21 protein-coding genes and 1 riboswitch are annotated in these 22,291 nt (G+C 61.2%); of the genes, 9 read left to right on the top strand and 12 right to left on the bottom strand.

The window, feature by feature from the left end; all coding sequences use genetic code 11:
- Positions 1-59: 59 nt before the first annotated feature.
- Positions 60-312, bottom strand: a riboswitch (cobalamin riboswitch).
- Between the two features lie 99 nt (positions 313-411).
- On the top strand, positions 412-1,725 hold the full coding sequence (locus AC0IYN_RS18890; protein WP_471842497.1) for a PQQ-dependent sugar dehydrogenase: 1,314 nt from the start codon (positions 412-414) through the stop codon (positions 1,723-1,725).
- A gap of 78 nt (positions 1,726-1,803) precedes the next feature.
- Here the strand turns inward: AC0IYN_RS18890 and AC0IYN_RS18885 are convergent, their stop codons facing one another.
- The 5 genes from AC0IYN_RS18885 to AC0IYN_RS18865 form a co-directional block, all read right to left on the bottom strand.
- Positions 1,804-2,343: a C40 family peptidase gene (locus AC0IYN_RS18885; RefSeq protein WP_025855819.1), complete on the bottom strand. Its 540-nt coding sequence runs from the start codon at positions 2,341-2,343 to the stop codon at positions 1,804-1,806.
- Positions 2,344-2,487: 144 nt separating this feature from the next.
- Positions 2,488-3,117, bottom strand: a complete 630-nt coding sequence (locus AC0IYN_RS18880) for a C40 family peptidase (RefSeq protein WP_078049660.1) — start codon at positions 3,115-3,117, stop codon at positions 2,488-2,490.
- Positions 3,118-3,330: 213 nt separating this feature from the next.
- A complete protein-coding gene (hda, locus tag AC0IYN_RS18875) occupies positions 3,331-4,035 on the bottom strand; it encodes a DnaA regulatory inactivator Hda (protein ID WP_025855817.1) in 705 nt (234 codons plus the stop codon).
- A gap of 203 nt (positions 4,036-4,238) precedes the next feature.
- Positions 4,239-5,312: an AI-2E family transporter gene (locus AC0IYN_RS18870; RefSeq protein ID WP_078049661.1), complete on the bottom strand. Its 1,074-nt coding sequence runs from the start codon at positions 5,310-5,312 to the stop codon at positions 4,239-4,241.
- Between the two features lie 44 nt (positions 5,313-5,356).
- Positions 5,357-6,397 (bottom strand): DUF2066 domain-containing protein, encoded by a 1,041-nt coding sequence (locus AC0IYN_RS18865; protein WP_471842491.1) that lies wholly within the window; start codon positions 6,395-6,397, stop codon positions 5,357-5,359.
- 355 nt (positions 6,398-6,752) lie between these two features.
- Between AC0IYN_RS18865 and purM the strand changes: the two genes are divergently transcribed.
- The 4 genes from purM (at position 6,753) to AC0IYN_RS18845 (ending at position 9,657) form a co-directional block, all read left to right on the top strand.
- Positions 6,753-7,811: a phosphoribosylformylglycinamidine cyclo-ligase gene (purM, locus tag AC0IYN_RS18860; protein ID WP_010208661.1), complete on the top strand. Its 1,059-nt coding sequence runs from the start codon at positions 6,753-6,755 to the stop codon at positions 7,809-7,811.
- Entirely contained in the window at positions 7,811-8,461 is a 651-nt protein-coding gene (gene purN / locus AC0IYN_RS18855; RefSeq protein ID WP_471842488.1) for a phosphoribosylglycinamide formyltransferase, read from the top strand. Before purM ends, purN begins: the two co-directional genes overlap by 1 nt.
- An 8-nt stretch (positions 8,462-8,469) precedes the next feature.
- Entirely contained in the window at positions 8,470-9,183 is a 714-nt protein-coding gene (locus tag AC0IYN_RS18850; protein WP_406598576.1) for a DUF3108 domain-containing protein, read from the top strand.
- A 285-nt stretch (positions 9,184-9,468) separates the two neighbouring features.
- Positions 9,469-9,657, top strand: a complete 189-nt coding sequence (locus tag AC0IYN_RS18845; RefSeq protein WP_010208657.1) for a hypothetical protein — start codon at positions 9,469-9,471, stop codon at positions 9,655-9,657.
- A gap of 98 nt (positions 9,658-9,755) precedes the next feature.
- Here AC0IYN_RS18845 and AC0IYN_RS18840 read toward each other — a convergent pair whose 3' ends face one another.
- The 7 genes from AC0IYN_RS18840 to AC0IYN_RS18810 all read right to left on the bottom strand — a co-directional run bounded on the left by AC0IYN_RS18840 (position 9,756) and on the right by AC0IYN_RS18810 (position 17,665).
- Positions 9,756-10,301 carry a DUF2058 domain-containing protein gene (locus AC0IYN_RS18840; RefSeq protein ID WP_471842483.1) on the bottom strand — a complete coding sequence of 182 codons (546 nt, stop codon included), beginning with the start codon at positions 10,299-10,301 and terminating at the stop codon, positions 9,756-9,758.
- Positions 10,302-10,326: 25 nt separating this feature from the next.
- Positions 10,327-11,160 carry a nucleoside triphosphate pyrophosphohydrolase gene (gene mazG / locus AC0IYN_RS18835; protein WP_471842480.1) on the bottom strand — a complete coding sequence of 278 codons (834 nt, stop codon included), beginning with the start codon at positions 11,158-11,160 and terminating at the stop codon, positions 10,327-10,329.
- A 153-nt stretch (positions 11,161-11,313) separates the two neighbouring features.
- Positions 11,314-13,557 carry a GTP diphosphokinase gene (gene relA, locus AC0IYN_RS18830; RefSeq protein WP_078049666.1) on the bottom strand — a complete coding sequence of 748 codons (2,244 nt, stop codon included), beginning with the start codon at positions 13,555-13,557 and terminating at the stop codon, positions 11,314-11,316.
- 138 nt (positions 13,558-13,695) lie between these two features.
- Positions 13,696-15,048, bottom strand: a complete 1,353-nt coding sequence (rlmD, locus tag AC0IYN_RS18825; protein WP_471842474.1) for a 23S rRNA (uracil(1939)-C(5))-methyltransferase RlmD — start codon at positions 15,046-15,048, stop codon at positions 13,696-13,698.
- On the bottom strand, positions 15,048-15,950 hold the full coding sequence (gene cysM / locus AC0IYN_RS18820; protein WP_025855807.1) for a cysteine synthase CysM: 903 nt from the start codon (positions 15,948-15,950) through the stop codon (positions 15,048-15,050). Before cysM ends, rlmD begins: the two co-directional genes overlap by 1 nt.
- Positions 15,951-16,158: 208 nt before the next feature.
- A complete protein-coding gene (locus AC0IYN_RS18815; protein WP_471842468.1) occupies positions 16,159-16,764 on the bottom strand; it encodes a tRNA-uridine aminocarboxypropyltransferase in 606 nt (201 codons plus the stop codon).
- 7 nt (positions 16,765-16,771) lie between these two features.
- Positions 16,772-17,665 (bottom strand): LysR family transcriptional regulator, encoded by an 894-nt coding sequence (locus tag AC0IYN_RS18810; RefSeq protein ID WP_078049670.1) that lies wholly within the window; start codon positions 17,663-17,665, stop codon positions 16,772-16,774.
- Positions 17,666-17,925: 260 nt separating this feature from the next.
- On the opposite strand from AC0IYN_RS18810, the gene speB reads away from it, so the two are divergent.
- The 4 genes from speB to AC0IYN_RS18790 are packed head-to-tail and all read left to right on the top strand — an operon-like array spanning position 17,926 to position 22,248.
- Entirely contained in the window at positions 17,926-18,876 is a 951-nt protein-coding gene (speB, locus tag AC0IYN_RS18805; protein WP_021490873.1) for an agmatinase, read from the top strand.
- On the top strand, positions 18,876-19,298 hold the full coding sequence (locus AC0IYN_RS18800; RefSeq protein ID WP_406598579.1) for a YybH family protein: 423 nt from the start codon (positions 18,876-18,878) through the stop codon (positions 19,296-19,298). Before speB ends, AC0IYN_RS18800 begins: the two co-directional genes overlap by 1 nt.
- A 21-nt stretch (positions 19,299-19,319) precedes the next feature.
- Entirely contained in the window at positions 19,320-20,831 is a 1,512-nt protein-coding gene (locus AC0IYN_RS18795) for a purine-cytosine permease family protein (protein WP_406598580.1), read from the top strand.
- A 34-nt stretch (positions 20,832-20,865) separates the two neighbouring features.
- Positions 20,866-22,248 (top strand): sodium:solute symporter family protein, encoded by a 1,383-nt coding sequence (locus AC0IYN_RS18790; RefSeq protein ID WP_471842462.1) that lies wholly within the window; start codon positions 20,866-20,868, stop codon positions 22,246-22,248.
- The last annotated feature ends 43 nt before the right edge of the window (positions 22,249-22,291 follow it).

Raw genomic sequence — 22,291 nt, 5'->3', positions numbered from 1 at the left:
TGGACAAAAACGGCGGGCAGGAAAAAAGAAAAAAGACAGCCAAGCATCGCCCACCGTGATGCTGTTGGATGTTTCAGGCCGGTCTCCGGGCTCATGAGTGACGCTTGCTCTTGTCGAGCAGGCAGGCCGACGGCGCGCCTTCCCATATCGCTCGCGATACAGTGGCAAAAGGCGCCGTCTTGACTCATTTACCGTTGCGGGGGCAGCGCCGGAATCGCGGCAGCACTGTGTACAAGCGCGCTCACTCACCGGCTTCCCTGTTTCACTCCATCGACCCATGGGTCACAGAGCACCTGGAACAAGCGGCGAAGGTTAGTGGGTTGGGGGTGGAGCGTCAATTAAAGCTGGCCTTGCACTTGAACCATCGCACTGCTGCCCTCCTCTACCCTTACAGGTATCAAGGAGAACACCATGCACAAAACCAGACTCGCCCTACTCATCATGGTCGCCGGCACCCTCGCCGCCTGTGGTGAAAGCTCCACCCTCCAGGTCTCCGACGGCACCGGCCCCTCGCCCAAGCTGCCGGAACCGAACAAGACGCTGATCCCCACCGTGAATATCGCGCCGGCCATCGGCTGGCCCAAAGGCGCGAAGCCCACCGCCGCCGCTGGCACCCAGGTGGCGGCCTTTGCCGACGGCCTGGACCACCCGCGCTGGCTGTATGTGCTGCCCAACGGTGACGTGCTGGTGGCGGAAACCAACGCGCCACCCAAGCCGGATGACGCCAAAGGCATTCGTGGCTGGGTGATGGAAAAAGTCATGGGCCGCGCCGGTGCCGGCGTGCCAAGCCCGAATCGCATCACGCTGCTGCGTGACGCCGACCACGATGGCGTCGCGGAAACCCGCACGGTGTTCCTCGAAAATCTCAATTCGCCGTTTGGCATGGCACTGGTCGGCAACGACCTGTACGTGGCCGACTCGGACAAGTTGCTGCGCTTTCCCTATCAACCGGGTGAAACCGCGATCAAGCAAGCCGGCACCAAGGTCGTCGACCTGCCGGGCGGCAGCATCAACCACCACTGGACCAAGAACGTGGTGGCCAGTAAGGACGGCAGCAAGCTGTACGTGAGCGTCGGCTCCAACAGCAATGTGGGGGAAAACGGCCTTGAAGCGGAACAGGGTCGGGCTGCGATCTGGGAAGTGGACCGCGCCAGCGGCGAGCACCGCCTCTTCGCCTCCGGCCTGCGCAACCCCAACGGCATGGCCTGGGAACCCCAGAGCGGCAAGCTGTGGACGGCGGTGAATGAGCGCGACGAGATCGGCAGCGACCTGGTGCCGGACTACATTACCTCGGTCAAGGATGGCGCCTTCTATGGCTGGCCATTCAGCTACTACGGCCAGCATGTCGATGTGCGCGTATCACCGCAGAATCCGGATCTGGTGGCCAAGGCAATTGCACCCGACTACGCAGTAGGCCCGCACACGGCGTCCTTGGGGCTGACGTTTGCCGAGGGCAGCAAACTCCCGGCGCAGTTCAGCAACGGCGCATTTATCGGCCAGCATGGTTCGTGGAATCGCAAGCCGCACAGTGGCTACAAGGTGATCTTTGTGCCGTTCGAGGGCGGGCAACCCAAAGGACAGCCGGTGGACGTGCTGACGGGGTTCCTCGACAAGGATGAGAAAGCTATGGGCCGGCCGGTGGGCGTGGTAATTGATCAGCAGGGGGATTTGCTGGTGGCCGATGATGTGGGGAACAAGGTGTGGCGCGTGTCGGCCGCTAAATAAACGGTAGGAGCCGGCCTGCCGGCGATGGCGGCTTCAAGGGCCTCATCGCCGGCATGCCGGCTACTACACGGCGGCGTGTCAGGGGTTGCGCGCCAGGTTTCCTGGCAGCACGCGCTTGGCGCTCAGGTAGGCATTCTGCCAATACGCCTTGGACAAGGTATCCAACTTGACCGTACCGCCGGTTTGCGGTGCGTGCACGAAGCGGCCCTCGCCCACGTAGATCCCGGCGTGGCTGACCTGGGAACCACCACCGGTGGCGAAGAACAGCAGGTCGCCGGTCTGCAGGTTTTGCTCGCTGACATCCTGCGCGCGCATCACGATCAGTTCGCGGGTGGTGCGCGGCAGGGAGATCCCCGCCGCATCGCGGAAGACAAAACCGATCAGGCCGCTGCAATCAAAGCCGGAGTCCGGCGTGTTGCCGCCCCAACGGTAAGGCGTGCCGACCAGGCCCAGCGCGCGGAAGAGCACATCTTCGGCCGCAGGCGAAAAATTCTGGGTGGAATAATTGAACACCGGCTTGGGTTTCACCGCTACAGGAGCGGGAGGCGGTGGACGACTTGCGCAGGCGCTGAGCAGCGCGGCGCAAACAATGAGAATAAGGCGGGCCGAGGTCGACATGTGCAGAACAATCCTGGTCTGGATGCGGCTTTCGCTGCCGAACGCTGAAAACCAGAACGCGCAAGCAAAGCTCGCGCGAACGGATTACAACAATATCCAGGGATTCTAGCGCTTACACGTCAAACTTCAAGTATCACTTTAAGTTTACTTGCTAGCGGTAACCGTAGTCGGGGCCATGGCGAGTGCGCGCTTGGCTTCGATGAAGGTTTTGCTCCAGTAGCTGTCGCCCAGGTTGTCGACTCGAACACCGCCACTGCGACGGCTGCTGGAGTGAATAAACTGGTTATCGCCCAGGTAGATACCGGCATGGCTGACGCGACCACGGCCTGCAGTACTGAAGAAAAGCAGATCACCCGGCTTGAGGTTGTTGCGCGCGACCAACGGTGCATTCACGTTGATCATTTCGCGAGTGGAGCGTGGCAGGTTCATGCCAGCTTCTTCACGAAACAGATAGCCGATGAAGCCGCTGCAGTCGAAACCGGCTTCAGAGGTACCGCCGAAACGGTAACGGGTACCGATCAGGGACATGCCGCGTTCGAGGATGCTGTCGGCCAGAACTGGAAGCTGGTAAGGCTTGCTGCCAGAGAAGTTGGCCAGCTCTTTTTCAGTTGCCACTTCTTCTTCGTAAACAGAAGCAGACTGTGCAGCAACGAATTTTGCCTGATTTTGAACCTGTGTTTTTTGCTGTTCTGCCACCTGCTGAGGGTGGGAGGCGCAACCAAACAACAGGGTAACGAGTGCGAGAGGCACGAGGGGTGCGAAGCGATTTAGCATGGGCACGACCGTGGCTGATATGTAAAGAAGTCGAGACTATGCCCACTATCACATCGATTTGCAAATTCAATCGTGATCTATGTGACTTCTTGTTTGGACTATGACATCTAAGCCCTTAACACCCTGTACCTGCCTTTTGCGTGGCCAAACCGGCTAAAACGCAGGTTTTCTGGCGCCTGGAATTTGCCGAAAGCCGCGAAAACAGTGGGCTGGCTACCAGCCGAGGGTTTCTTTCAGGAAGGGGATGGTCAGCTTGCGCTGAGCCTGCAAAGACGCCTGGTCGAGTTGTTCGAGCAAATCGAACAACGCGCTCATGCTGCGCGTGCCACGGGTGAGAATAAAATGCCCGACTTCGTCGGTGAGGTGCAGGCCGCGGCGTGAGGCGCGCAGTTGCAAGGCTCGCAATTTGTCTTCGTCGGAGAGTGGGCGCATCTGGAAGATCAGCGCCAGGGTCAGCCGCGACTTGAGGTCGGCCAGCTTGATCGGCAGCTCACGTGGCGAAGTCGACGCGGCAATCAACAGGCGCCGGCCGCTGTCACGCAAGCGGTTGAACAGGTGAAACAATGCTTCTTCCCAGTCCGCCTTGCCGGCAATGGCCTGCAGGTCGTCAAGGCACACCAACTCGTATTGCTCGAGGTGGTCAAAGATGCCGATACCGCGATCCATCAATTCCGCCAACGGCAGGTAAACCGCCGGTTCGCCCATCTGCTCGAAACGCAGGCACGCGGCCTGCAACAGGTGGGTACGCCCTACGCCGTGCTTGCCCCATAGATAGATCAGGCTTTCGGTCCACCCGGCGTCGGCTTCGCAAAGCCGCTCGACATAGCCGAGTGCAGCGGCATTGGCGCCTGGGTAGTAGTTGATAAAGGTGGCGTCATCACGCAGACGCACACCCAAGGGCAGCTGAATCGGTTTCATGCTGACTGAACGGCTCCAAACGAACCGTTAGTGGCCTCTGTGTAAAGTTTGCAAAGTTTATACCCGTGACGCCGGGCGCACAATGCAACAGACCCCAAGCAAAATCAAAGGTTTGCGTTAACTTGTTGGATTTGTGCAGATTGTTTGACGGCCCGCCTGCACAAATGACAAACCCGGCCTGGGCCGGGTTTGTGAAGAAACGGTTACAGGTCGGGGTCTTCAACCCCCGTATACGCATCCGAATCCTTGTACAGATCATGCACGTGGCGCACCAGCACCATGATCACCGCCGCTACCGGCAGCGCCAGCAGGATACCGGTGAAGCCAAACAGCTCGCCGCCTGCCAGGATCGCAAAGATCACCGCCACCGGGTGCAGGCCGATCCGATCGCCTACCAGCAACGGCGTCAGCACCATGCCTTCCAGGGCCTGGCCGACCATGAACACCGCCACAATCCCCAGCATCGGGTACAGGTCGCCGCCAAACTGGAACAGCCCCGCCACCAGCGCCGCGCCGATACCAATCACAAACCCCATGTACGGCACGATCGCTGCGAGACCGGCGATCAGGCCGATCAACAGGCCCAACTCCAGGCCGATAGCCATCAGGCCAGCAGCGTAGATGATCCCCAGGGCCAGCATCACCAGCAACTGCCCGCGCACGAATGCCCCGAGCACCTCATGGCATTCTTCAGCCAGCGAGACGATGCGCTCCTCACGGTTGCGCGGCAGCAGGCTGCGGATCTTGGCCATCATGATGTCCCAGTCGCGCAACAGGTAGAACGCCACTACCGGAATCAGCACCAGGTTGGTCAACCAGCCGATCAGCGCCAGGCTCGACGCTGTTGCCTGGCTGAGGATCACCCCGACGATATCGGTGGTCTGGCCCATGTGTTCGCTGATGGCAGCCTTGACCTTATCGAACTTCCAGAACCCATCCGCCAGACCCAGTTTGGCCTGGGCCCATGGCATCGCCGTGTGCTGCAACCAGTCGAGCATCTGCGGCGCCAGTTCATAAAGGCGGAACAGCTGCTTGGCCAGCATCGGCACCAGCACCAACACCAAGGCCGTGATGATCAGGGTAAACAGCGCGAAGACCGCCACCACGCCCCAGGTTCGCGAGAGCCCGGCTTTCTCCAGGCGATCCACCACGGGATCGAACAGGTAGGCCAGCAGCAATGCGACCAGGAACGGCGTCAGGATCGAATGCAGCAAGAACACAAAAACGCACAGCAGGGCAATCCCGCCAAGCCACACCCAACGACGCGTATCCGCCATAAACCACTCCATCTGTCATGTGCTTCTATATAGAAAGAAACTGTTTACCAACGAAAACGCAGCTGCGCCTGAGGCTCGGGTGCCGCAGCCGGCTGGGCACCCTCTGCTACCGGTTGCTGGACTGGCGCCTCGCCCGCAGGAATTTCCTGCAGCTTGGCCAGGCTCAACTGGGTGCGCAATTGATCGGCACTGCCGTTGACGCGATACACAATCCGGTTGCCATCCACTAATTGAGGCTGACCACCAAAAGGCTCCAGCAGATGACCCAACGCGGCATAGCGCTCCAGAGTCATGCCTTGCACTTCGAGCAGTTGCTCAGTGCTCACGCCAGGCTTGACGGCAAAACGCGGAGCCAATTTCTGGCTGACCGCCAGCATCACCGCATCGGCCACGGCGCCGGTGTCAGCCCCTTGGGCGGTGCCCTGCTCGCTCTTGTCACCCAGCCACAGGCGCCATTTGGCTTGCCATTGGCTGCCTTCCTGGCGCGCATGCACGGTCAGCAAGGCATCGGCGCCGTAGCGCTCGGAGGCGGCGCGCAGTGGCGTGGCGTCGGCGCTTTCCAGGTTCGGCGCGGTGGCCACCACCTGCTCATCCAGGTCCCCCAGCGGCAGACGCAACGGCAAGCCACGGTGTTGCGCCGCTCGACGCAGTGCCTGGGCGACGGTTTGGCCATCCCCCACCAGGCTGCTGCCTTCCGTGGAGTCGTTCAGCCACCAACCGAGGATCGATGGCCGGTTGCTGCCCCAGATCGACAGGCCCGCTTCACGCAGCGCGCGGTCAGTGCTCACCGGGTCGAAATCCACCTGCAGGCTTTCCGGCGGGCCGGCGTCGTAGCCGTACTGGCTGATGATCTGTTGCGGGTCTTTACGCACTGCTGCCAGCCCCGGGCCGTCGGCGGCCTTGGCGTCACCGGTCAGGCGGATCACCAGGGTCTGCACGGCTCGCTGGGTGGCCTGGTCGCGCTCTTGCGGCGATTGGCTGCTGACAGGTTCAAGTACTTGATAAAGGCCATTGAGGGTTTCGGCATGACTCGCCAGGCTGACCAACGACAAGCAGCCTACAAAGAAGAATTTACACAGACGCATGGAAGATTCCCGAACGACAAATTTAGCGGCTGGAACAGACCGCGTGAACTCGGTTTGGCAAGGCTGTGACCACAGGCACCGGCAAAACATTCACAGGGTCTTGGCAGTTTTTGTACTGTCATAACGATAGCGGGTTAAAGGCTATACCTTAATACGCGCCAAAGCAGAGCCGATTAGCATTTTTTTAACCGGCTTTTTTTGCCTATATGGCCCTGCCCGTCGGCCCGAGGATGGCCGCTGCCCCTCAAGCCTGATAAAATCGCGCGCCTTCGCAGACCGTCAACGGCTGGGGCTTTTACCAAAAGCGCCTGCCCGCTCGGTCGTTACCCCTGAATCCCCCCTAAAGGCCTGGATCATGAGCAAGCAACCCTCCCTGAGCTACAAGGACGCCGGTGTAGACATCGACGCCGGTGAAGCATTGGTCGAACGCATCAAGAGCGTCGCCAAGCGCACTGCGCGCCCCGAAGTCATGGGCGGCCTGGGCGGTTTTGGCGCCCTCTGCGAAATCCCGGCCGGCTACAAGCAGCCTGTCCTGGTGTCCGGCACCGACGGTGTAGGCACCAAGCTGCGCCTGGCACTGAACCTGAACAAGCACGACACCATCGGCATCGACCTGGTCGCCATGTGCGTCAACGACCTGGTGGTATGCGGCGCCGAGCCGCTGTTCTTCCTCGACTACTACGCCACCGGCAAGCTGAACGTGGACACCGCTGCACAAGTGGTGACCGGCATCGGCGCTGGCTGCGAACTGTCGGGTTGCTCCCTGGTCGGCGGCGAAACCGCTGAAATGCCAGGCATGTACGAAGGCGAAGACTACGACCTGGCCGGCTTCTGCGTGGGTGTGGTGGAAAAAGCCGAGATCATCGACGGCTCCAAAGTCGCTGCCGGTGACGCCCTGCTGGCCCTGCCTTCTTCCGGCCCGCACTCCAACGGTTACTCGCTGATCCGCAAGATCATCGAAGTATCCGGCGCCGAGATCGAGAACACCCAGCTCGACGGCAAGCCGCTGACCGACCTGCTGATGGCCCCGACCCGCATCTACGTCAAGCCACTGCTCAAGCTGATCAAGGACACTGGCGCCGTCAAGGCCATGGCCCACATCACCGGTGGCGGCCTGCTGGACAACATCCCGCGCGTGCTGCCAAAAGGCGCCCAGGCCATCGTTGACGTGGCCAGCTGGCAGCGTCCGGCGGTATTCGACTGGCTGCAAGAGAAAGGCAACGTCGACGAAACCGAAATGCACCGCGTGCTGAACTGCGGCGTCGGCATGGTCATCTGCGTGGCTCAGGAGCATGTTGAAACCGCGCTGAACGTCCTGCGTGAAGCCGGCGAGCAGCCTTGGGTCATTGGCCAGATAGCAACCGCTCCGGAAGGCGCGGCCCAGGTTGAACTGAAGAACCTCAAGGCTCATTGATGTCTCAGACCTGTGATGTCGTGGTGCTGCTTTCCGGCACCGGCAGCAACTTGCAGGCCTTGATCGACAGCACGCGCACCGGCGACAGCCCGGTGCGCATCGCTGCGGTGATCTCCAACCGCAGCGACGCCTACGGCCTGCAACGCGCCAGGGACGCAGGTATCGACACCCGCTCCCTGGACCACAAGGCATTCGACGGCCGAGAAGCCTTCGACAGCGCCCTGATCGAACTGATCGACGCCTTCAACCCCAAACTCGTGGTACTCGCCGGCTTCATGCGCATCCTCAGCGCTGATTTCGTGCGGCATTACGAAGGGCGCCTGCTCAATATCCACCCTTCCCTGCTGCCCAAGTACAAAGGCATGCACACGCACCAGCGTGCGCTCGACGCCGGCGACCGCGAGCATGGCTGCAGCGTGCACTTTGTCACCGAGGAACTCGATGGCGGGCCTCTGGTCGTACAGGCAGTGGTTCCGGTAGAGTCTGACGACTCGGCGCAGAGCCTTGCGCAACGGGTTCACACCCAGGAACACAGGATTTACCCGCTGGCGGTTCGCTGGTTTGCCGAGGGGCGGTTGATTCTTGGTGACCAGCGTGCATTATTGGACGGTCAGTTACTTGCGGCCAGCGGCCACTTGATTCGAACCTAGGAGATTTTATGCGTCGCGCCCTGCTCTTCGCTTTTGCGCTGTTCGCCTTGCCTGCCGTGCAAGCAGCAGACCTTCACCCTTTCTCCGTAAGCTACACCGCCGACTGGAAACAGTTGCCCATGAGTGGCTCGGCTGAACGCAGCCTGGCCAAGAATGGCGATGGCTCCTGGACCTTGAACTTCAAGGCTTCCATGATGATCGCCAGCCTGACCGAAACCAGCGTGATCCAGTTTGACAAGGACACCCTGCAACCGAAGAGCTACACCTTCGAACGCGGTGGCCTGGGCAAGGCGAAGAAGATCAACCTGGACTTCGACCAGACCGCGAAGAAAGTCACCGGCTTTGAAAACAAAGACGCCGTCAACGTGGCCCTGCAAAGCGGCATGCTCGACAAGTCGACCTACCAGTTGGCCCTGCAGCGCGACGTAGCTGCCGGCAAAAAGAGCATGAGCTACAACGTGGTCGAAGGCACCGACGTCGACACCTACGACTTCCGCGTGATCGGCCCGGAAAAGGTCCAGACCAAGGTCGGTTCCATCGATGCGATCAAGGTCGAGCGCGTGCGTGATCCGACACAAAGCAAGCGCATTACCCAGATGTGGTTTGCCAAGGATCAGGGCGGCATCCTGGTTGCCCTGCGCCAGGTGGAAACCGATGGCAAGGAATACAACATCATGCTGCAGGACGGTACGGTTGACGGTAAGGCTGTCAAAGGTAGCTGATCGGTAGATGGAATAAAGAGCCTCGCAGATGCGGGGCTTTTTTTCGTCTGGAGGTTTTGTGTTGACGCGTCAATACGAGGCTGAAGCCTTACGCCAACATGAAACTTTTGTCATAAAACTCAACCCCCTTTGCCGCAATATCACGGTTTACGCGGCCTGTAGCACTGTTGCATTTACTGCAATGAATTGTTGTGCAAAAAGTCAGTTTACTTAGCAAGCTAACAAAACATATAACAAAGGCCTGCGACGACTTGCCGCAGATCCACCAGAGATTGGAGCAAGCAGATGACTGTAAAAGTAACTGAACGCGACGACGAACATATGTCCCACGAAGCGCTGGGCCATGGGATTCACATCTGGGATGTACACCAACAAGACCTGTTGGTCGGCATGTTTCACAACGAGAGCGACGCTCATAATTATAAAAACGAGCTCGAAGCCCTTGAGATGAGACGCCAGGCGCAAGGCTCCTGAGACTCTGAAATTCGGCAGGCATCCAGCCCCACACAGCAGTTGGATTGCCTGCACACAAAAACCCCGCCTTTTGAGCGGGGTTTGTTGTTTCTACAGCCTTACCACATCAGATCATCCGGGATCTGGTAGGCCGCGTATGGATCATCCTCGTCCAACACCTGGCTCTCGGTGAGGATATTGAGCTGCACGATACGCTCCGGTGCACGCTCCTGGATCTTCAGCGCCGCTTCGCGTGGGATCACCTCGTAGCCGCCACCGTGGTGCACGATCGCCAGGGAGCCGTTGCTCAGCTTGTTGCGCATCAACGTGTTGACCGACAGGCGCTTGACCTTCTTGTCATCCACGAAGTTGTAGTAGTCCTCGGTGGTCAGCTTGGGCAGGCGCGAGGTCTCGATCAATTGCTTGACCTGAGCCGTGCGGGCCTTGGCCTCGGCTTTTTCCTGCTGCTGACGGTTCAGTTCCTGGTCGCGCTTGACCTTCTCGGCGTGCGCCTCGGCCGCCAGGCGAGCCTGGGTGTCATCCGCCTCGATTTGGCCTTTGTGGACCAGGCGCTGCTGCTTCTGTTTCTCTTTGCCGACCTGCTTGGCCTGCTTTTGGTTGACCAGACCTGCTTTGAGCAACTGGTCGCGAAGGGAAAGGCTCATGGTGCTTACTCACTTAGGCAACTGCTCAACCGCAGCTGGACACATTCTTTTCCTGACGTTTGGCTTCGCCCCACAGGGCGTCCATCGTTTCGAGGGTGCAATCTTCTATGGATTGGTGCGTATCGCGCAATGCCTGTTCGATAAATCGGAAACGTCGTTCGAACTTGGCATTGGCGCCACGCAGCGCGGTTTCCGGGTCGACCTTGAGGTGGCGGGCCAGGTTGACCGCTGCGAACAACAGGTCGCCGACCTCGTCTGCGATGGCCGCCGAGTCGTTGTCCGCCATGGCTTCGAGCACTTCATCCAGTTCTTCGCGCACGTTGTCCACCACCGGCAAGGCAGAAGGCCAGTCGAAACCGACCTGGCTGGCGCGCTTTTGCAATTTGGCGGCTCGGGACAAGGACGGCAGCGCCGTGGGCACATCGTCCAGCAGGGAGAGCTGCTCGGGTGCGTCGGACTGTTCCGCGCGCTCCTCGGCCTTGATCTGCTCCCAACGTTCCTTGACCTGCTCTTCGCTCAACTGCGGGACATCCAGCGGTGCGTACAGCTCGCCAGTGGGGAACACATGGGGATGGCGGCGGATCAGCTTGCGCGTGATGCTGTCGACCACCCCGGCGAATTCGAAGCGCCCTTCTTCCCGCGCCATCTGGCTGTAATACACCACCTGGAACAGCAGGTCGCCCAACTCACCTTGCAGGTGATCGAAATCGCCGCGCTCGATGGCGTCGGCGACTTCATAGGCTTCTTCAAGGGTGTGCGGGACGATGGTCGCGTAGGTTTGCTTGATGTCCCACGGACACCCGTATTGCGGGTCCCGCAGGCGATTCATCAGGTGCAGCAGGTCTTCTAGTGAATACATCGGTCTCTTTCCGCTGAAGTGGGAACGCTAGAGATCAAATGTGGGAGCGGGCTTGCTCGCGAAAGCGGTAGGTCAGCCACTGCATCCGGCACTGACAAACCGCATTCGCGAGCAAGCCCGCTCCCACATTTTATTCCGCGTTTATCCAGCTATTCATGGGGTGCGGTTACGGCGTGTCTCGATGATATTCGGCAACTGGGAAATCCGCCCCAGCAACCGTCCCAATGCGTCCAACCCCGGAATCTCGATGGTCAGGGACATCAGCGCGGTGTTGTCCTCTTTATTCGAGCGGGTGTTGACCGCCAGCACGTTGATCCGCTCATTGAGCAGCACTTGCGACACGTCACGCAGCAAACCGGATCGATCGTACGCGCGGATGATGATGTCCACCGGGTAGGTGAGCACCGGCACCGGGCCCCAGCTGACCTGGATGATGCGCTCCGGCTCGCGCCCGCCCAGTTGCAGCACCGAGGCGCAGTCCTGGCGGTGAATGCTCACGCCACGGCCCTGGGTGATGTAGCCGACAATCGCATCCCCCGGCAGTGGCTGGCAGCAGCCGGCGATTTGCGTGAGCAGGTTGCCCACGCCCTGGATCTGGATATCGCCGCGCTTGCCCGGCTTGTAGCCCGTGGCCTTGCGTGGGATCAGCTCCAGCTGTTCGTTGCCGCGCTCTGGCTCCACCAGCTGTTGGGCCAGGTTGACCAGTTGCGCCAGGCGCAAATCGCCGGCACCCAGGGCGGCGAACATGTCCTCGGCGATCTTCATGTTGGCCTTTTCGGCCAGCTTGTCGAAGTCCACCTGGGGCAGGCCCAGGCGTGCCAGTTCGCGTTCGAGCAAGGTTTTGCCGGCGGCGACGTTCTGGTCGCGTGCCTGCAATTTGAACCAGTGGACGATCTTCGCCCGCGCCCGCGAGGTGGTGATGTAGCCCAGGTTCGGGTTCAGCCAGTCGCGGCTCGGCGTACCGTGCTTGCTGGTGATGATCTCGACCTGTTCACCGGTCTGCAGGCTGTAGTTGAGCGGCACGATGCGCCCGTTGATCTTGGCGCCCCGGCAGTTATGCCCGATCTCGGTGTGCACGCGGTAGGCAAAGTCCAGCGGCGTAGCGCCCTTGGGCAAGTCGATGGCGTGACCGTCAGGGGTGAAGATATAGACCCGGTCCGGCTCGATATCCACGCGCAACTGTTCGGCCAGGCCGCCGATGTCGCCGAGTTCTTCGTGCCATTCCAGCACTTGGCGCAGCCAGGAGATTTTCTCTTCGTACTGGTTGGACCCTGCCTTGACATCAGTGCCCTTGTAGCGCCAGTGCGCGCAGACGCCCAGCTCGGCCTCTTCGTGCATGGCGTGGGTGCGGATCTGCACTTCCAGTACCTTGCCCTCGGGGCCGATCACCGCCGTGTGCAGCGAGCGATAGCCGTTTTCCTTGGGGTTGGCGATGTAGTCGTCAAACTCCTTGGGAATGTGCCGCCACAGGGTGTGGACGATGCCGAGCGCGGTATAGCAGTCGCGCATTTCCGGCACCAGCACGCGCACGGCACGCACGTCGTAGATCTGGCTGAAGGCCAGGCCCTTGCGCTGCATTTTGCGCCAGATGGAATAGATGTGTTTGGCACGGCCGCTGATGTCGGCTTCGACACCGGTGGCCTGCAACTCGGAGCGCAACTGGTTCATCACGTCGGCGATGAAGCGCTCACGGTCGAGCCGGCGCTCGTGCAGCAGCGTGGCAATCTGTTTGTATTGATCGGGTTCGAGGTAGCGGAAGGACAGGTCCTCCAGCTCCCACTTGATATGGCCGATGCCCAGGCGGTGCGCCAGCGGCGCGTAGATGTCGAAGACTTCGCGGGCGACGCGGTTGCGCTTCTCGTCGTCGGCGGTTTTTACCGCACGGATCGCGCAGGTACGCTCAGCCAGCTTGATCAGGGCGACGCGTACGTCGTCGACCATCGCCACCAGCATCTTGCGCAGGTTCTCGACCTGGCCCTGGGTGCCCAGCACCATGGACTGGCGCGGGCTGAGGCTGGCGCTGATCGCAGCCATGCGCAGCACGCCATCGATCAGCTTGGCCACCACCGAGCCAAAACGCTGGCCAACGGTGGCCAACGGAATATGCCCTTCACGCACGCCGCGATAGAGCACGGCGGCGATCAGCGAATCCTGGTCCAGCTTGAGATCGGCGAGGATCTCGGCGATTTCCAACCCGGTACGAAAGCTTGAAGTGCCTTCGGCCCACAGGTTCTTGGCCGCATTGTCTTGCTGTTCAGACTCACGAGCGAACTCGCAGGCTGCTTTCAAGGCTTCACGGTCCAGTGCCGGGTCGACACTGATGGCATGATCCAGCCATGCCTCGAGATTGATACTGCCGTCGGTGTTGATCGGCTGGTGTGCTCTCACCTGTACCATCTTGCTTACCTTCCCTACGACGCACCTTGGATGCGTCAAAAATCATCGCTGACCTGCTTTACCTTAATAAAGCTTACACACGCTCCCTGGCAGGTCACGGCCTTGGAGAATGCAGGCCAGTCGGATTAAACGGGCATCCTAGCCCGCTTCAAATAACGCCATGGCCTCGACATGCGCAGTTTGCGGAAACATGTCGAGGATCCCGGCACGTTTTAGCCGGTAGCCTTGCTTGACCAACTCAACAGTGTCCCGCGCCAGCGTGGCCGGGTTGCAGGACACATACACCAGACGCTTGGCCTTGAGGGTCGCGAGCTTGCGCACAACCTCCTGGGCACCGTCACGGGGTGGGTCCAAGAGTACCGCAGAAAAGCCCTGTTTGGCCCATTCCGCGTCGGTCAAAGGCTGGGACAAATCGGCCTGAAAAAACTGCGCATTATGCAAATTGTTGCTGACGGCATTCACGGCCGCCCGGTCCACCATGGTCTGCACGCCTTCCACCGCCACTACTTCGCGCACTTGGCGAGCTAATGGCAGGGCGAAATTGCCCAGACCGCAAAACAGGTCCAACACCCGCTCATCGGGTTGTGGCGCCAGCCATTCCAGGGCCTGGGCAACCATCGCCGCATTGACCCCGGCGTTGACTTGCACGAAGTCCCCAGGCCGGTAAGCCAGCTCCAGACCCCACTGTTCCAATCGAAAACCCAGGACCGAACCAGCCTCGGCCGGTTCCGGCTGGCCTTCGCCATGCAGCCACAATTGGGCGTCATGGAAAGCGCAGAATTCTTTCAACACGTGCAGGTCCGCCTCCGACAGCTGCGCCATATGGCGCAGCAACACGGCGATGGACGTCCCACTGAACAACTCCACGTGCCCCAGGGCCTGAGGTTTGCTCAAGCGCCGCAGCATGTTCGGCAGGCGCTGCATGATCGGTTGCAAGGCCTGTACCAGCACCGGGCAATCGTCGATGGCGATGATGTCCTGGCTGGCCACGGCGCGGAAACCGACTTCCAGATGTTTCGCCTTGGCATCCCAGCGCACGGCCACGCGGGCGCGGCGACGGTAGCCGAACTCTGGACCACTCAACGGTGCGGCCCACTCTTGCGGTTCGACACCGGCCACACGGGACAGTTGCTCGGCGAGCATGCGCTGTTTCAGGGCAAGTTGTTCGGCGTGGGGCAAGTGCTGCACGCTGCAGCCGCCGCAGCGACCAAAGTGCGCGCACGGCGCCGGGCGACGCAGTCCGCTGGCCTTGAACACGCGCTCGGTGCGCGCCTCGACAATCTTGCCGTGGGTGCCCAACACCCGCGCTTCGACTTCTTCGCCGGCCAGCGCGCCATTCACAAACCAGGTACGGCCTTCAAAGAACACAATGCCACGGCCATCATTGGCCAGGCGCTCGATGGTCAAGCGTTGCTTCTTGCCTACAGGTATCTGCGGGGCCCGGCTGCCGCCCGTCGGCTGGAAGCGCAGGCCTCTCTCGTGCTTGGCCATCAGTTGGGCGCGTCGAAGATGCCGGTCGACAAGTAACGGTCGCCTCGGTCACAGATGATCGCGACGATCACCGCGTTTTCCACTTCCTTGGACAGGCGCAACATGCCCGCCACGGCGCCACCGGAAGACACGCCGCAGAAGATGCCCTCTTCACGGGCCAGGCGGCGGGTGGTGTCTTCGGCTTCACGCTGGGCCATGTCGATGATGCGGTCCACGCGCGTGGCGTTGTAGATCTTCGGCAGATACTCTTCGGGCCAGCGACGGATGCCGGGGATGGCCGCGCCTTCCATTGGTTGCAGGCCGACAATCTGGATCGCCGGGTTCTGCTCCTTGAGGTAGCGCGAGTTGCCCATGATGGTACCGGTGGTGCCCATGGAGCTGACGAAATGGGTGATGGTGCCCTGGGTCTGGCGCCAGATTTCCGGACCGGTGGTGGTGTAGTGCGCCTCGGGGTTGTCACCATTGGCGAACTGGTCCAGCACCTGGCCACGGCCTTCGGCGGCCATGCGCTCGGCGAGGTCGCGGGCACCTTCCATGCCTTCTTCCTGGGTCACCAACACCAGCTCCGCGCCGTAGGCGGTCATCGCCGCCTTGCGCTCGGCGCTGCCGTTGTCGGGCATGATCAGCACCATCTTGTAGCCCTTGATCGCCGCGGCCATGGCCAGCGCGATCCCGGTGTTACCGGATGTGGCTTCGATCAGGGTGTCGCCGGGCTTGATCTGCCCGCGCAACTCGGCGCGGGTGATCATCGACAGCGCCGGGCGGTCCTTGACGGAGCCGGCCGGGTTGTTCCCTTCAAGCTTGAGCAGCAGGGTATTGCTGGTTTCACCCGCCATGCGTTGCAAGCGGACCAGGGGTGTATTGCCGACGCAATCGGCGATTGTAGGGTACTGCAAGGTCATGGCGTATTCGCAATCCAGACTGCGGGGGCGAACATCATACCGGGAAAGCCTGGCGGGCCATATCACGCAAAGTACGGTGCTTATGGCTTATAGGAATAAGCAGCAAATCTGTTGCCTGGAAGGACGCTATCGCGGGCAAGCCCGCTCCCACCCTAGAAATGCGTGTAGGAGCTGGCTTGCCGGCGATGGCCGCGCCTCGGTCAACCTACTAGCCAAGCCGCCCGTCGCCATGATTTTTCAGGAAAACCTCTGCCCCCATCGCCGCAATCTGCCCTTCGATCAATGCTTCAAAGGGCTTGAGCAACGGCTCGAATGAGCTGGGTGCTTCCAGCACGTGCAATGCCTGCACGATGGCTTCAACTGTCGACAACGCCCCCGGCCCTGGCGCCTTGCGCAGTCGGTAGCGGGAGACGGCGCCCTCCGCCAGCGCTACCCGTGGCAACGCTGCCAGCAACGGATTGAGGTGCAGCAACTTGCGCGCCTTGCGCCAAGTGCCGTCCGGCACCACCAGCAGCAACGGTTGGTCGGAAGGCGCGTAGGCCTGTAACGGTTGCGCATCGTCCGCCGGAAACAACAGCCGCGCCTGATAGCCGGGCAGGTTCAGCAGCGTCGGCAGATCCTCGAACACTTCCCCCACCACCAGCTGCGCGTTATTCAAACCCAACGCCGCCAGCCTTGCGGTATTAAGCGCGTGGTTGACCTCGCTCGGGTGCTGCAACAGCAACACGCGGGTGCGGCTGTCGAGGCTGGGGATCAGCGCGCACAGGCAGTGGGTGGCAGGCCGCAGGCAGCGGGGGCATTGGGGTCTGGACATGGTGATTTCAGGCCTGGTTGAGCTGGGCTTTGAGTAGGTCGCGGAAAGTCTGGATCAGTGGTTCACGGCTGCGACCACGGCGCATGATCATCGAGAATGGCGCCTGGTAGCCGAAGGTGGCCGGCAGCAATACGCGCAAATCTCCTTTGTCAGCCCAGGCCTGGGCGTAGTGTTCGGGCAGGTAGCCGATATAGGCGCCAGACAGCACCAGGATCAGCTGCGCTTCCATACTTTCCACCGTCGCCGCGCTGTGTTTGAAACCGTGGCGCGCCAGTTCGGCCTGGCTCCAGTAGCCGCGACCGACCATGCGTTGCTGGGTGATGACTTGTTCGGGGATACGCCGCTCGTTGAACAGCGGGTGCCGGGTGCTGCAATACAGCCAGTGCTGTTCGCGGTACAGCGGCATGTAGATCAGCCCGCTCATGCGGTTGGAGAAGGCGCCGATGGCCAGGTCGAGGCGGTTGTCCTGCACACCCAGTTGCAACTCATAAGGGCTCATCACCGACAAATGCAGGTGCACCGCCGGGTGCTCCAGGCTGTAGGCGCCGATGACTTCGGCGAACGGCAAGGCCTTGTCGCTGACGGTGGAATCGAGCACGCCGAGCTTGAGGGTGCCGCGCAACTCGCCTTTCAAGGCGGCAGCGTATTGCTCGAAGCCTTCCAGCTCACCCAATAGCCGCAAGGTTTCATGATGGAACAGCTCGCCCTTGCTGGTCAGGCTGAAACCGCCCCGGCCGCGATGGCACAGCACCAGGCCCAAGGCTGATTCCAGTTGGCTCATATACGTGCTGATGGCCGACGTGGACAGGTTGAGTTCGTGCTGGGCATTGGCAAACCCCTGGTGCCGCACAACGCTGACGAAGATGCGCAGGAGTTTCAGGTCGGGCAAGGCGTTGGCCATGGGTTCTCCAGAGGCACATACAAAACCTGTGGGAGCTGGCTTGCCTGCGATGCGGACATCTCGGAGCAGCAGGCACACCGAGTTGAGGCCATCGCAGGCAAGCCAGCGCCTACAGATGAACCAGGTTCAAGGTAAAGGAGTTTACCTCAGGCAATAGTTTAGAAAAATCTGAACTAAGTATTTGCCCCTGCCGATTCTTTCGTTTCCACGTATTTCGCAGAATCGGCCCCTAATAAACAAAACAACGATGAGGCAATCCCGTGGACAAGATTTTCCACCAACCACTGGGCGGCAACGAAATGCCGCGCTTCGCCGGCATCGCCACCATGATGCGTCTTCCCCACCTGCAAACGGCCAAGGGCCTGGATGCTGCCTTTATCGGCGTGCCTCTGGACATCGGCACCTCGCTGCGCGCCGGCACCCGTTTCGGGCCGCGTGAAATTCGCGCCGAATCCGTGATGATCCGCCCCTACAACATGGCCACCGGTGCCGCACCGTTCGACTCGCTGTCGGTCGCGGACATTGGCGACGTGGCGATCAACACCTTCAACCTGCTCGACGCCGTGCGCATCATCGAAGAAGCCTACGACGAGATTCTCGAGCACGACGTGATCCCCCTGACACTGGGCGGCGACCACACCATCACCCTGCCGATCCTGCGGGCGATCCACAAGAAACACGGCAAGGTCGGGCTGGTGCACATCGATGCCCACGCCGATGTGAACGACCACATGTTCGGCGAGAAAATCGCCCACGGCACCACCTTCCGCCGCGCCGTGGAAGAAGGCTTGCTGGACTGCGACCGGGTAGTGCAGATCGGCCTGCGCGCCCAGGGCTACACCGCCGAAGACTTCAACTGGAGCCGCAAACAGGGCTTCCGTGTGGTCCAGGCCGAAGAATGCTGGCACCACTCCCTCGCGCCGCTGATGGCCGAGGTGCGTGAAAAAGTCGGCGGCGGCCCGGTGTACCTGAGCTTTGACATCGACGGCATCGACCCCGCCTGGGCGCCGGGCACCGGCACTCCGGAAATCGGCGGGCTGACCACCATCCAGGCGATCGAGATTATCCGCGGTTGCCAGGGCCTCGACCTGATTGGTTGCGATCTGGTAGAAGTTTCGCCGCCCTACGACACCACCGGCAACACCTCGCTGCTGGGCGCCAACCTGCTGTACGAAATGCTCTGCGTACTGCCTGGCGTGGCGCATCGCTGATGAGCACCCGCGAAGTGCTGCAAGCCGCTGCCGACCTGGTGGCGGCCTTCGCCCGCAATGACCGCGCCGCCTACTTCGGCGCGTTCACGGCCGACGCCAGCTTTGTGTTCTACACCCTCCCCCAGCCGCTGCTGAGTCGCGATGCCTACCAGGCGTTGTGGGACAGCTGGCGCCGGGACGAGGGGTTCGAGGTGCTCTCGTGCACCTCGAGCAACGCCTTTGTCAGCCTGCAGGGTGACGTGGCGATTTTTATTCATGACGTGGCCACCGAGCTGCGCATGAACGGGGAGCAATTCAATAGCCAGGAACGCGAGACCATTGTCTTCAAACGGCAAGGGCTTGGCGCAGAACAACAAGAAGGCCTGTGGCTGGCCTGTCACGAACATTTGTCCGCTATGCCGGAAGGGCTGCCGCCCCCTTAGCCAATGTGATCGGAGCTGATCATGAATAATAAAAACAACGATAAAAGTATTCGAAAGATAGAAACCAACGGGGTCGAACAGATCCCGGACCACGAACGTACCGCCGGCCCCAAGGATCTGTTCCGACTGATCTTCGGCGGCGCCAATACCTTTGCCACCGCCGTGCTGGGCTCCTTTCCGGTGTTGTTCGGCTTGTCGTTCCAGGCCGGCGTCTGGGCGATTGTGCTGGGTGTGCTGGTGGGCGCGCTGATCCTGGCACCCATGGGCCTGTTCGGGCCGATCAATGGCACCAACAACGCGGTGTCATCCGGCGCGCACTTCGGTGTGCACGGGCGGATTGTCGGCTCGTTTCTCTCACTGCTGACCGCCATTGCCTTCTTCTCACTCTCGGTGTGGAGTTCGGGTGATGCGCTGGTGGGCGGTGCGAAACGTCTGGTTGGCCTGCCAGAAACTGACCTGACCCTGGGCCTGGCCTATGGCCTGTTCGCCCTGCTCGTCCTCACCGTATGCATTTATGGCTTTCGTTTCATGCTGTGGGTCAACCGCATTGCGGTATGGGCCGCGAGCCTGCTGTTTCTGCTGGGCATCTTCGCCTTCGCGCCGGCGTTCGACAGCCACTTCGCGGGCACTGTAGCCATGGGCCAGGCCGGCTTTTGGGCGGCCTTCATCGGCGCCGCGTTGGTGGCCATGAGCAACCCGATTTCCTTCGGTGCGTTCCTGGGTGACTGGTCGCGCTACATCCCGCGTGAGACGCCAAAAATGCGCATCATGCTGGCGGTGGTGCTGGCGCAAATCGCGACGTTGATCCCGTTTCTTTTCGGCCTGGCCACCGCAACCATCGTGGCGATCAAGGCACCGGACTACATCGCTGCCAACAACTATGTGGGCGGTTTGCTGGCGGTGGCGCCGACTTGGTTCTTCCTGCCGGTGTGCCTGATCGCGGTGATCGGCGGCATGTCCACCGGCACCACCTCGCTGTATGGCACCGGGCTGGACATGTCCAGCGTGTTCCCGCGCCTGTTGTCGCGGGTCAAGGCCACGCTGCTGATCGGGGTGATGTCGATTGCCTTCATCTTTATCGGACGTTTCGCCGCCAACCTGGTGCAGAGCGTGTCGACGTTCGCCGTGCTGATCATCACCTGCACCACGCCGTGGATGGTGATGATGATCATCGGCCTGATCGTGCGTCGCGGCTTCTATTGCCCGGATGACCTGCAAGTATTCACCCGGGGTGAAACCGGCGGGCGCTACTGGTTCAGCCATGGCTGGAACTGGCGCGGGCTGGGGGCCTGGATCCCGAGTGCGCTGGTGGGCCTGTGCTTCGTCAACCTGCCGGGGCAGTTTGTCGGGCCGCTGGGCAACCTGGCCGATGGGATTGATATCAGCCTGCCAGTGACGCTGGGGCTGGCGTCGGTGGTGTACCTGACGTTGCTTCGCGTATTCCCGGAACCGGCGGCCGTGTACGGGCCGACTGATCCCCGCAGCAAACGCACGGATGCGCGCGTTAAACCGGCGTTGCAACAAGCCGCCTGATCCCCATAAAAACGATAATCGGAGACTCGCCGTCATGGCTTTGGATTTATTCGTCGTACTCATCTACGCCGCCGGCATGCTCGTGCTCGGCTATTACGGCATGCGCCGCGCCAAGACCCACGAAGACTACCTGGTAGCCGGGCGCAACCTCGGCCCGTCACTGTACATGGGCACCATGGCCGCCACGGTGTTGGGCGGTGCGTCCACCGTCGGCACCGTGCGACTGGGGTATGTGCACGGTATCTCCGGCTTCTGGCTGTGTGCCGCGCTGGGCATGGGCATCATTGCGCTCAACCTGTTCCTGGCCAAGCCGCTGCTGAAGCTGAAGATCTTCACCGTGACCCAGGTACTGGAAAAACGCTACAACCCCATGGCCCGCCAGGCCAGCGCCGTGATCATGCTGGCCTACGCACTGATGATCGGCGTGACCTCGATCCTGGCCATCGGCACCGTGCTGCAAGTGCTGTTCGGCCTGCCGTTCTGGATCTCGGTGTTGCTGGGCGGTGGCGTGGTGGTGGTGTACTCGACCATCGGCGGCATGTGGTCGCTGACCCTCACCGACATCGTGCAATTCGTGATCAAGACCGTTGGCCTGATGTTCATCCTGCTGCCGATCTGCCTGTACCGCGTCGGCGGCTGGGACGAACTGGTGGCCAAGCTGCCGGCGTCGAGCTTCAGCTTCACCGCGATCGGCTGGGACACGATCATCACCTACTTCATGATCTACTTCTTCGGCATTCTGATCGGCCAGGACATCTGGCAGCGCGTGTTCACCGCCCGTGACGAAAAAGTCGCCAAGTACGCAGGCACGTTCGCCGGTTTCTACTGCATCCTCTACGGCCTGGCCTGTGCACTGATCGGCATGGCGGCGCATGTCCTTATCCCGGACCTGGATAACGTCAACAACGCGTTTGCCGCTATCGTGAAAGCCTCGCTGCCGGACGGCATTCGTGGCCTGGTGATTGCCGCCGCCCTCGCAGCAATGATGTCCACCGCCAGCGCCGGCCTGCTCGCCGCCTCCACCGTACTGACCGAAGACCTGCTGCCGCGCCTGCGTGGCGGCAAACAGTCGAGCCTGGCCATCAACCGCCTGTTCACGATGCTGACCGGCATTGCCGTGCTGGGGATCGCACTGGTAGTGAGCGATGTGATCAGCGCCCTGACCTTGGCCTACAACTTGTTGGTGGGCGGCATGCTGATCCCGTTGATCGGCGCGATCTTCTGGAAACGCGCGACCACCTCGGGTGCGATCACGTCCATGACCCTGGGCTTTGTGACGGCACTGGTGTTCATGATCAAGGATGGCTTGGACGCGAACACACCGATCTACTACAGCCTGGCGGTAGGGCTGGTGAGTTTTGTGGTGGTGAGTTTGTTGTCGCGCCGGCCAGCGGGTGTGGCGGCCAGCGCGGTTTGAGATACAACGGGTTTTAGAGCGGTTTCTTCAGCGGGCGCGACGT

Source organism: Pseudomonas sp. AC112, assembly GCF_979253545.1.
The sequence above is the reverse complement of the archived record's forward strand: the minus strand, read 5'-3'. Positions and strand labels throughout refer to the sequence as shown.

Coding starts and splice junctions, on each gene's coding strand:
- AC0IYN_RS18850 (WP_406598576.1), top strand. CDS start 8,470: ATGCGTCGCGCCCTGCTCTTCGCTTTTGCGCTGTTCGCCTTGCCTGCC.
- AC0IYN_RS18890 (WP_471842497.1), top strand. CDS start 412: ATGCACAAAACCAGACTCGCCCTACTCATCATGGTCGCCGGCACCCTC.
- cysM (WP_025855807.1), bottom strand. CDS start 15,950: ATGACCTTGCAGTACCCTACAATCGCCGATTGCGTCGGCAATACACCC.
- AC0IYN_RS18815 (WP_471842468.1), bottom strand. CDS start 16,764: ATGTCCAGACCCCAATGCCCCCGCTGCCTGCGGCCTGCCACCCACTGC.
- AC0IYN_RS18790 (WP_471842462.1), top strand. CDS start 20,866: ATGGCTTTGGATTTATTCGTCGTACTCATCTACGCCGCCGGCATGCTC.
- hda (WP_025855817.1), bottom strand. CDS start 4,035: ATGAAACCGATTCAGCTGCCCTTGGGTGTGCGTCTGCGTGATGACGCC.
- AC0IYN_RS18810 (WP_078049670.1), bottom strand. CDS start 17,665: ATGGCCAACGCCTTGCCCGACCTGAAACTCCTGCGCATCTTCGTCAGC.
- AC0IYN_RS18845 (WP_010208657.1), top strand. CDS start 9,469: ATGACTGTAAAAGTAACTGAACGCGACGACGAACATATGTCCCACGAA.
- AC0IYN_RS18870 (WP_078049661.1), bottom strand. CDS start 5,312: ATGGCGGATACGCGTCGTTGGGTGTGGCTTGGCGGGATTGCCCTGCTG.
- relA (WP_078049666.1), bottom strand. CDS start 13,557: ATGGTACAGGTGAGAGCACACCAGCCGATCAACACCGACGGCAGTATC.
- AC0IYN_RS18865 (WP_471842491.1), bottom strand. CDS start 6,397: ATGCGTCTGTGTAAATTCTTCTTTGTAGGCTGCTTGTCGTTGGTCAGC.
- rlmD (WP_471842474.1), bottom strand. CDS start 15,048: ATGGCCAAGCACGAGAGAGGCCTGCGCTTCCAGCCGACGGGCGGCAGC.
- purN (WP_471842488.1), top strand. CDS start 7,811: ATGTCTCAGACCTGTGATGTCGTGGTGCTGCTTTCCGGCACCGGCAGC.
- AC0IYN_RS18885 (WP_025855819.1), bottom strand. CDS start 2,343: ATGTCGACCTCGGCCCGCCTTATTCTCATTGTTTGCGCCGCGCTGCTC.
- purM (WP_010208661.1), top strand. CDS start 6,753: ATGAGCAAGCAACCCTCCCTGAGCTACAAGGACGCCGGTGTAGACATC.
- AC0IYN_RS18800 (WP_406598579.1), top strand. CDS start 18,876: ATGAGCACCCGCGAAGTGCTGCAAGCCGCTGCCGACCTGGTGGCGGCC.
- AC0IYN_RS18840 (WP_471842483.1), bottom strand. CDS start 10,301: ATGAGCCTTTCCCTTCGCGACCAGTTGCTCAAAGCAGGTCTGGTCAAC.
- AC0IYN_RS18795 (WP_406598580.1), top strand. CDS start 19,320: ATGAATAATAAAAACAACGATAAAAGTATTCGAAAGATAGAAACCAAC.
- mazG (WP_471842480.1), bottom strand. CDS start 11,160: ATGTATTCACTAGAAGACCTGCTGCACCTGATGAATCGCCTGCGGGAC.
- AC0IYN_RS18880 (WP_078049660.1), bottom strand. CDS start 3,117: ATGCTAAATCGCTTCGCACCCCTCGTGCCTCTCGCACTCGTTACCCTG.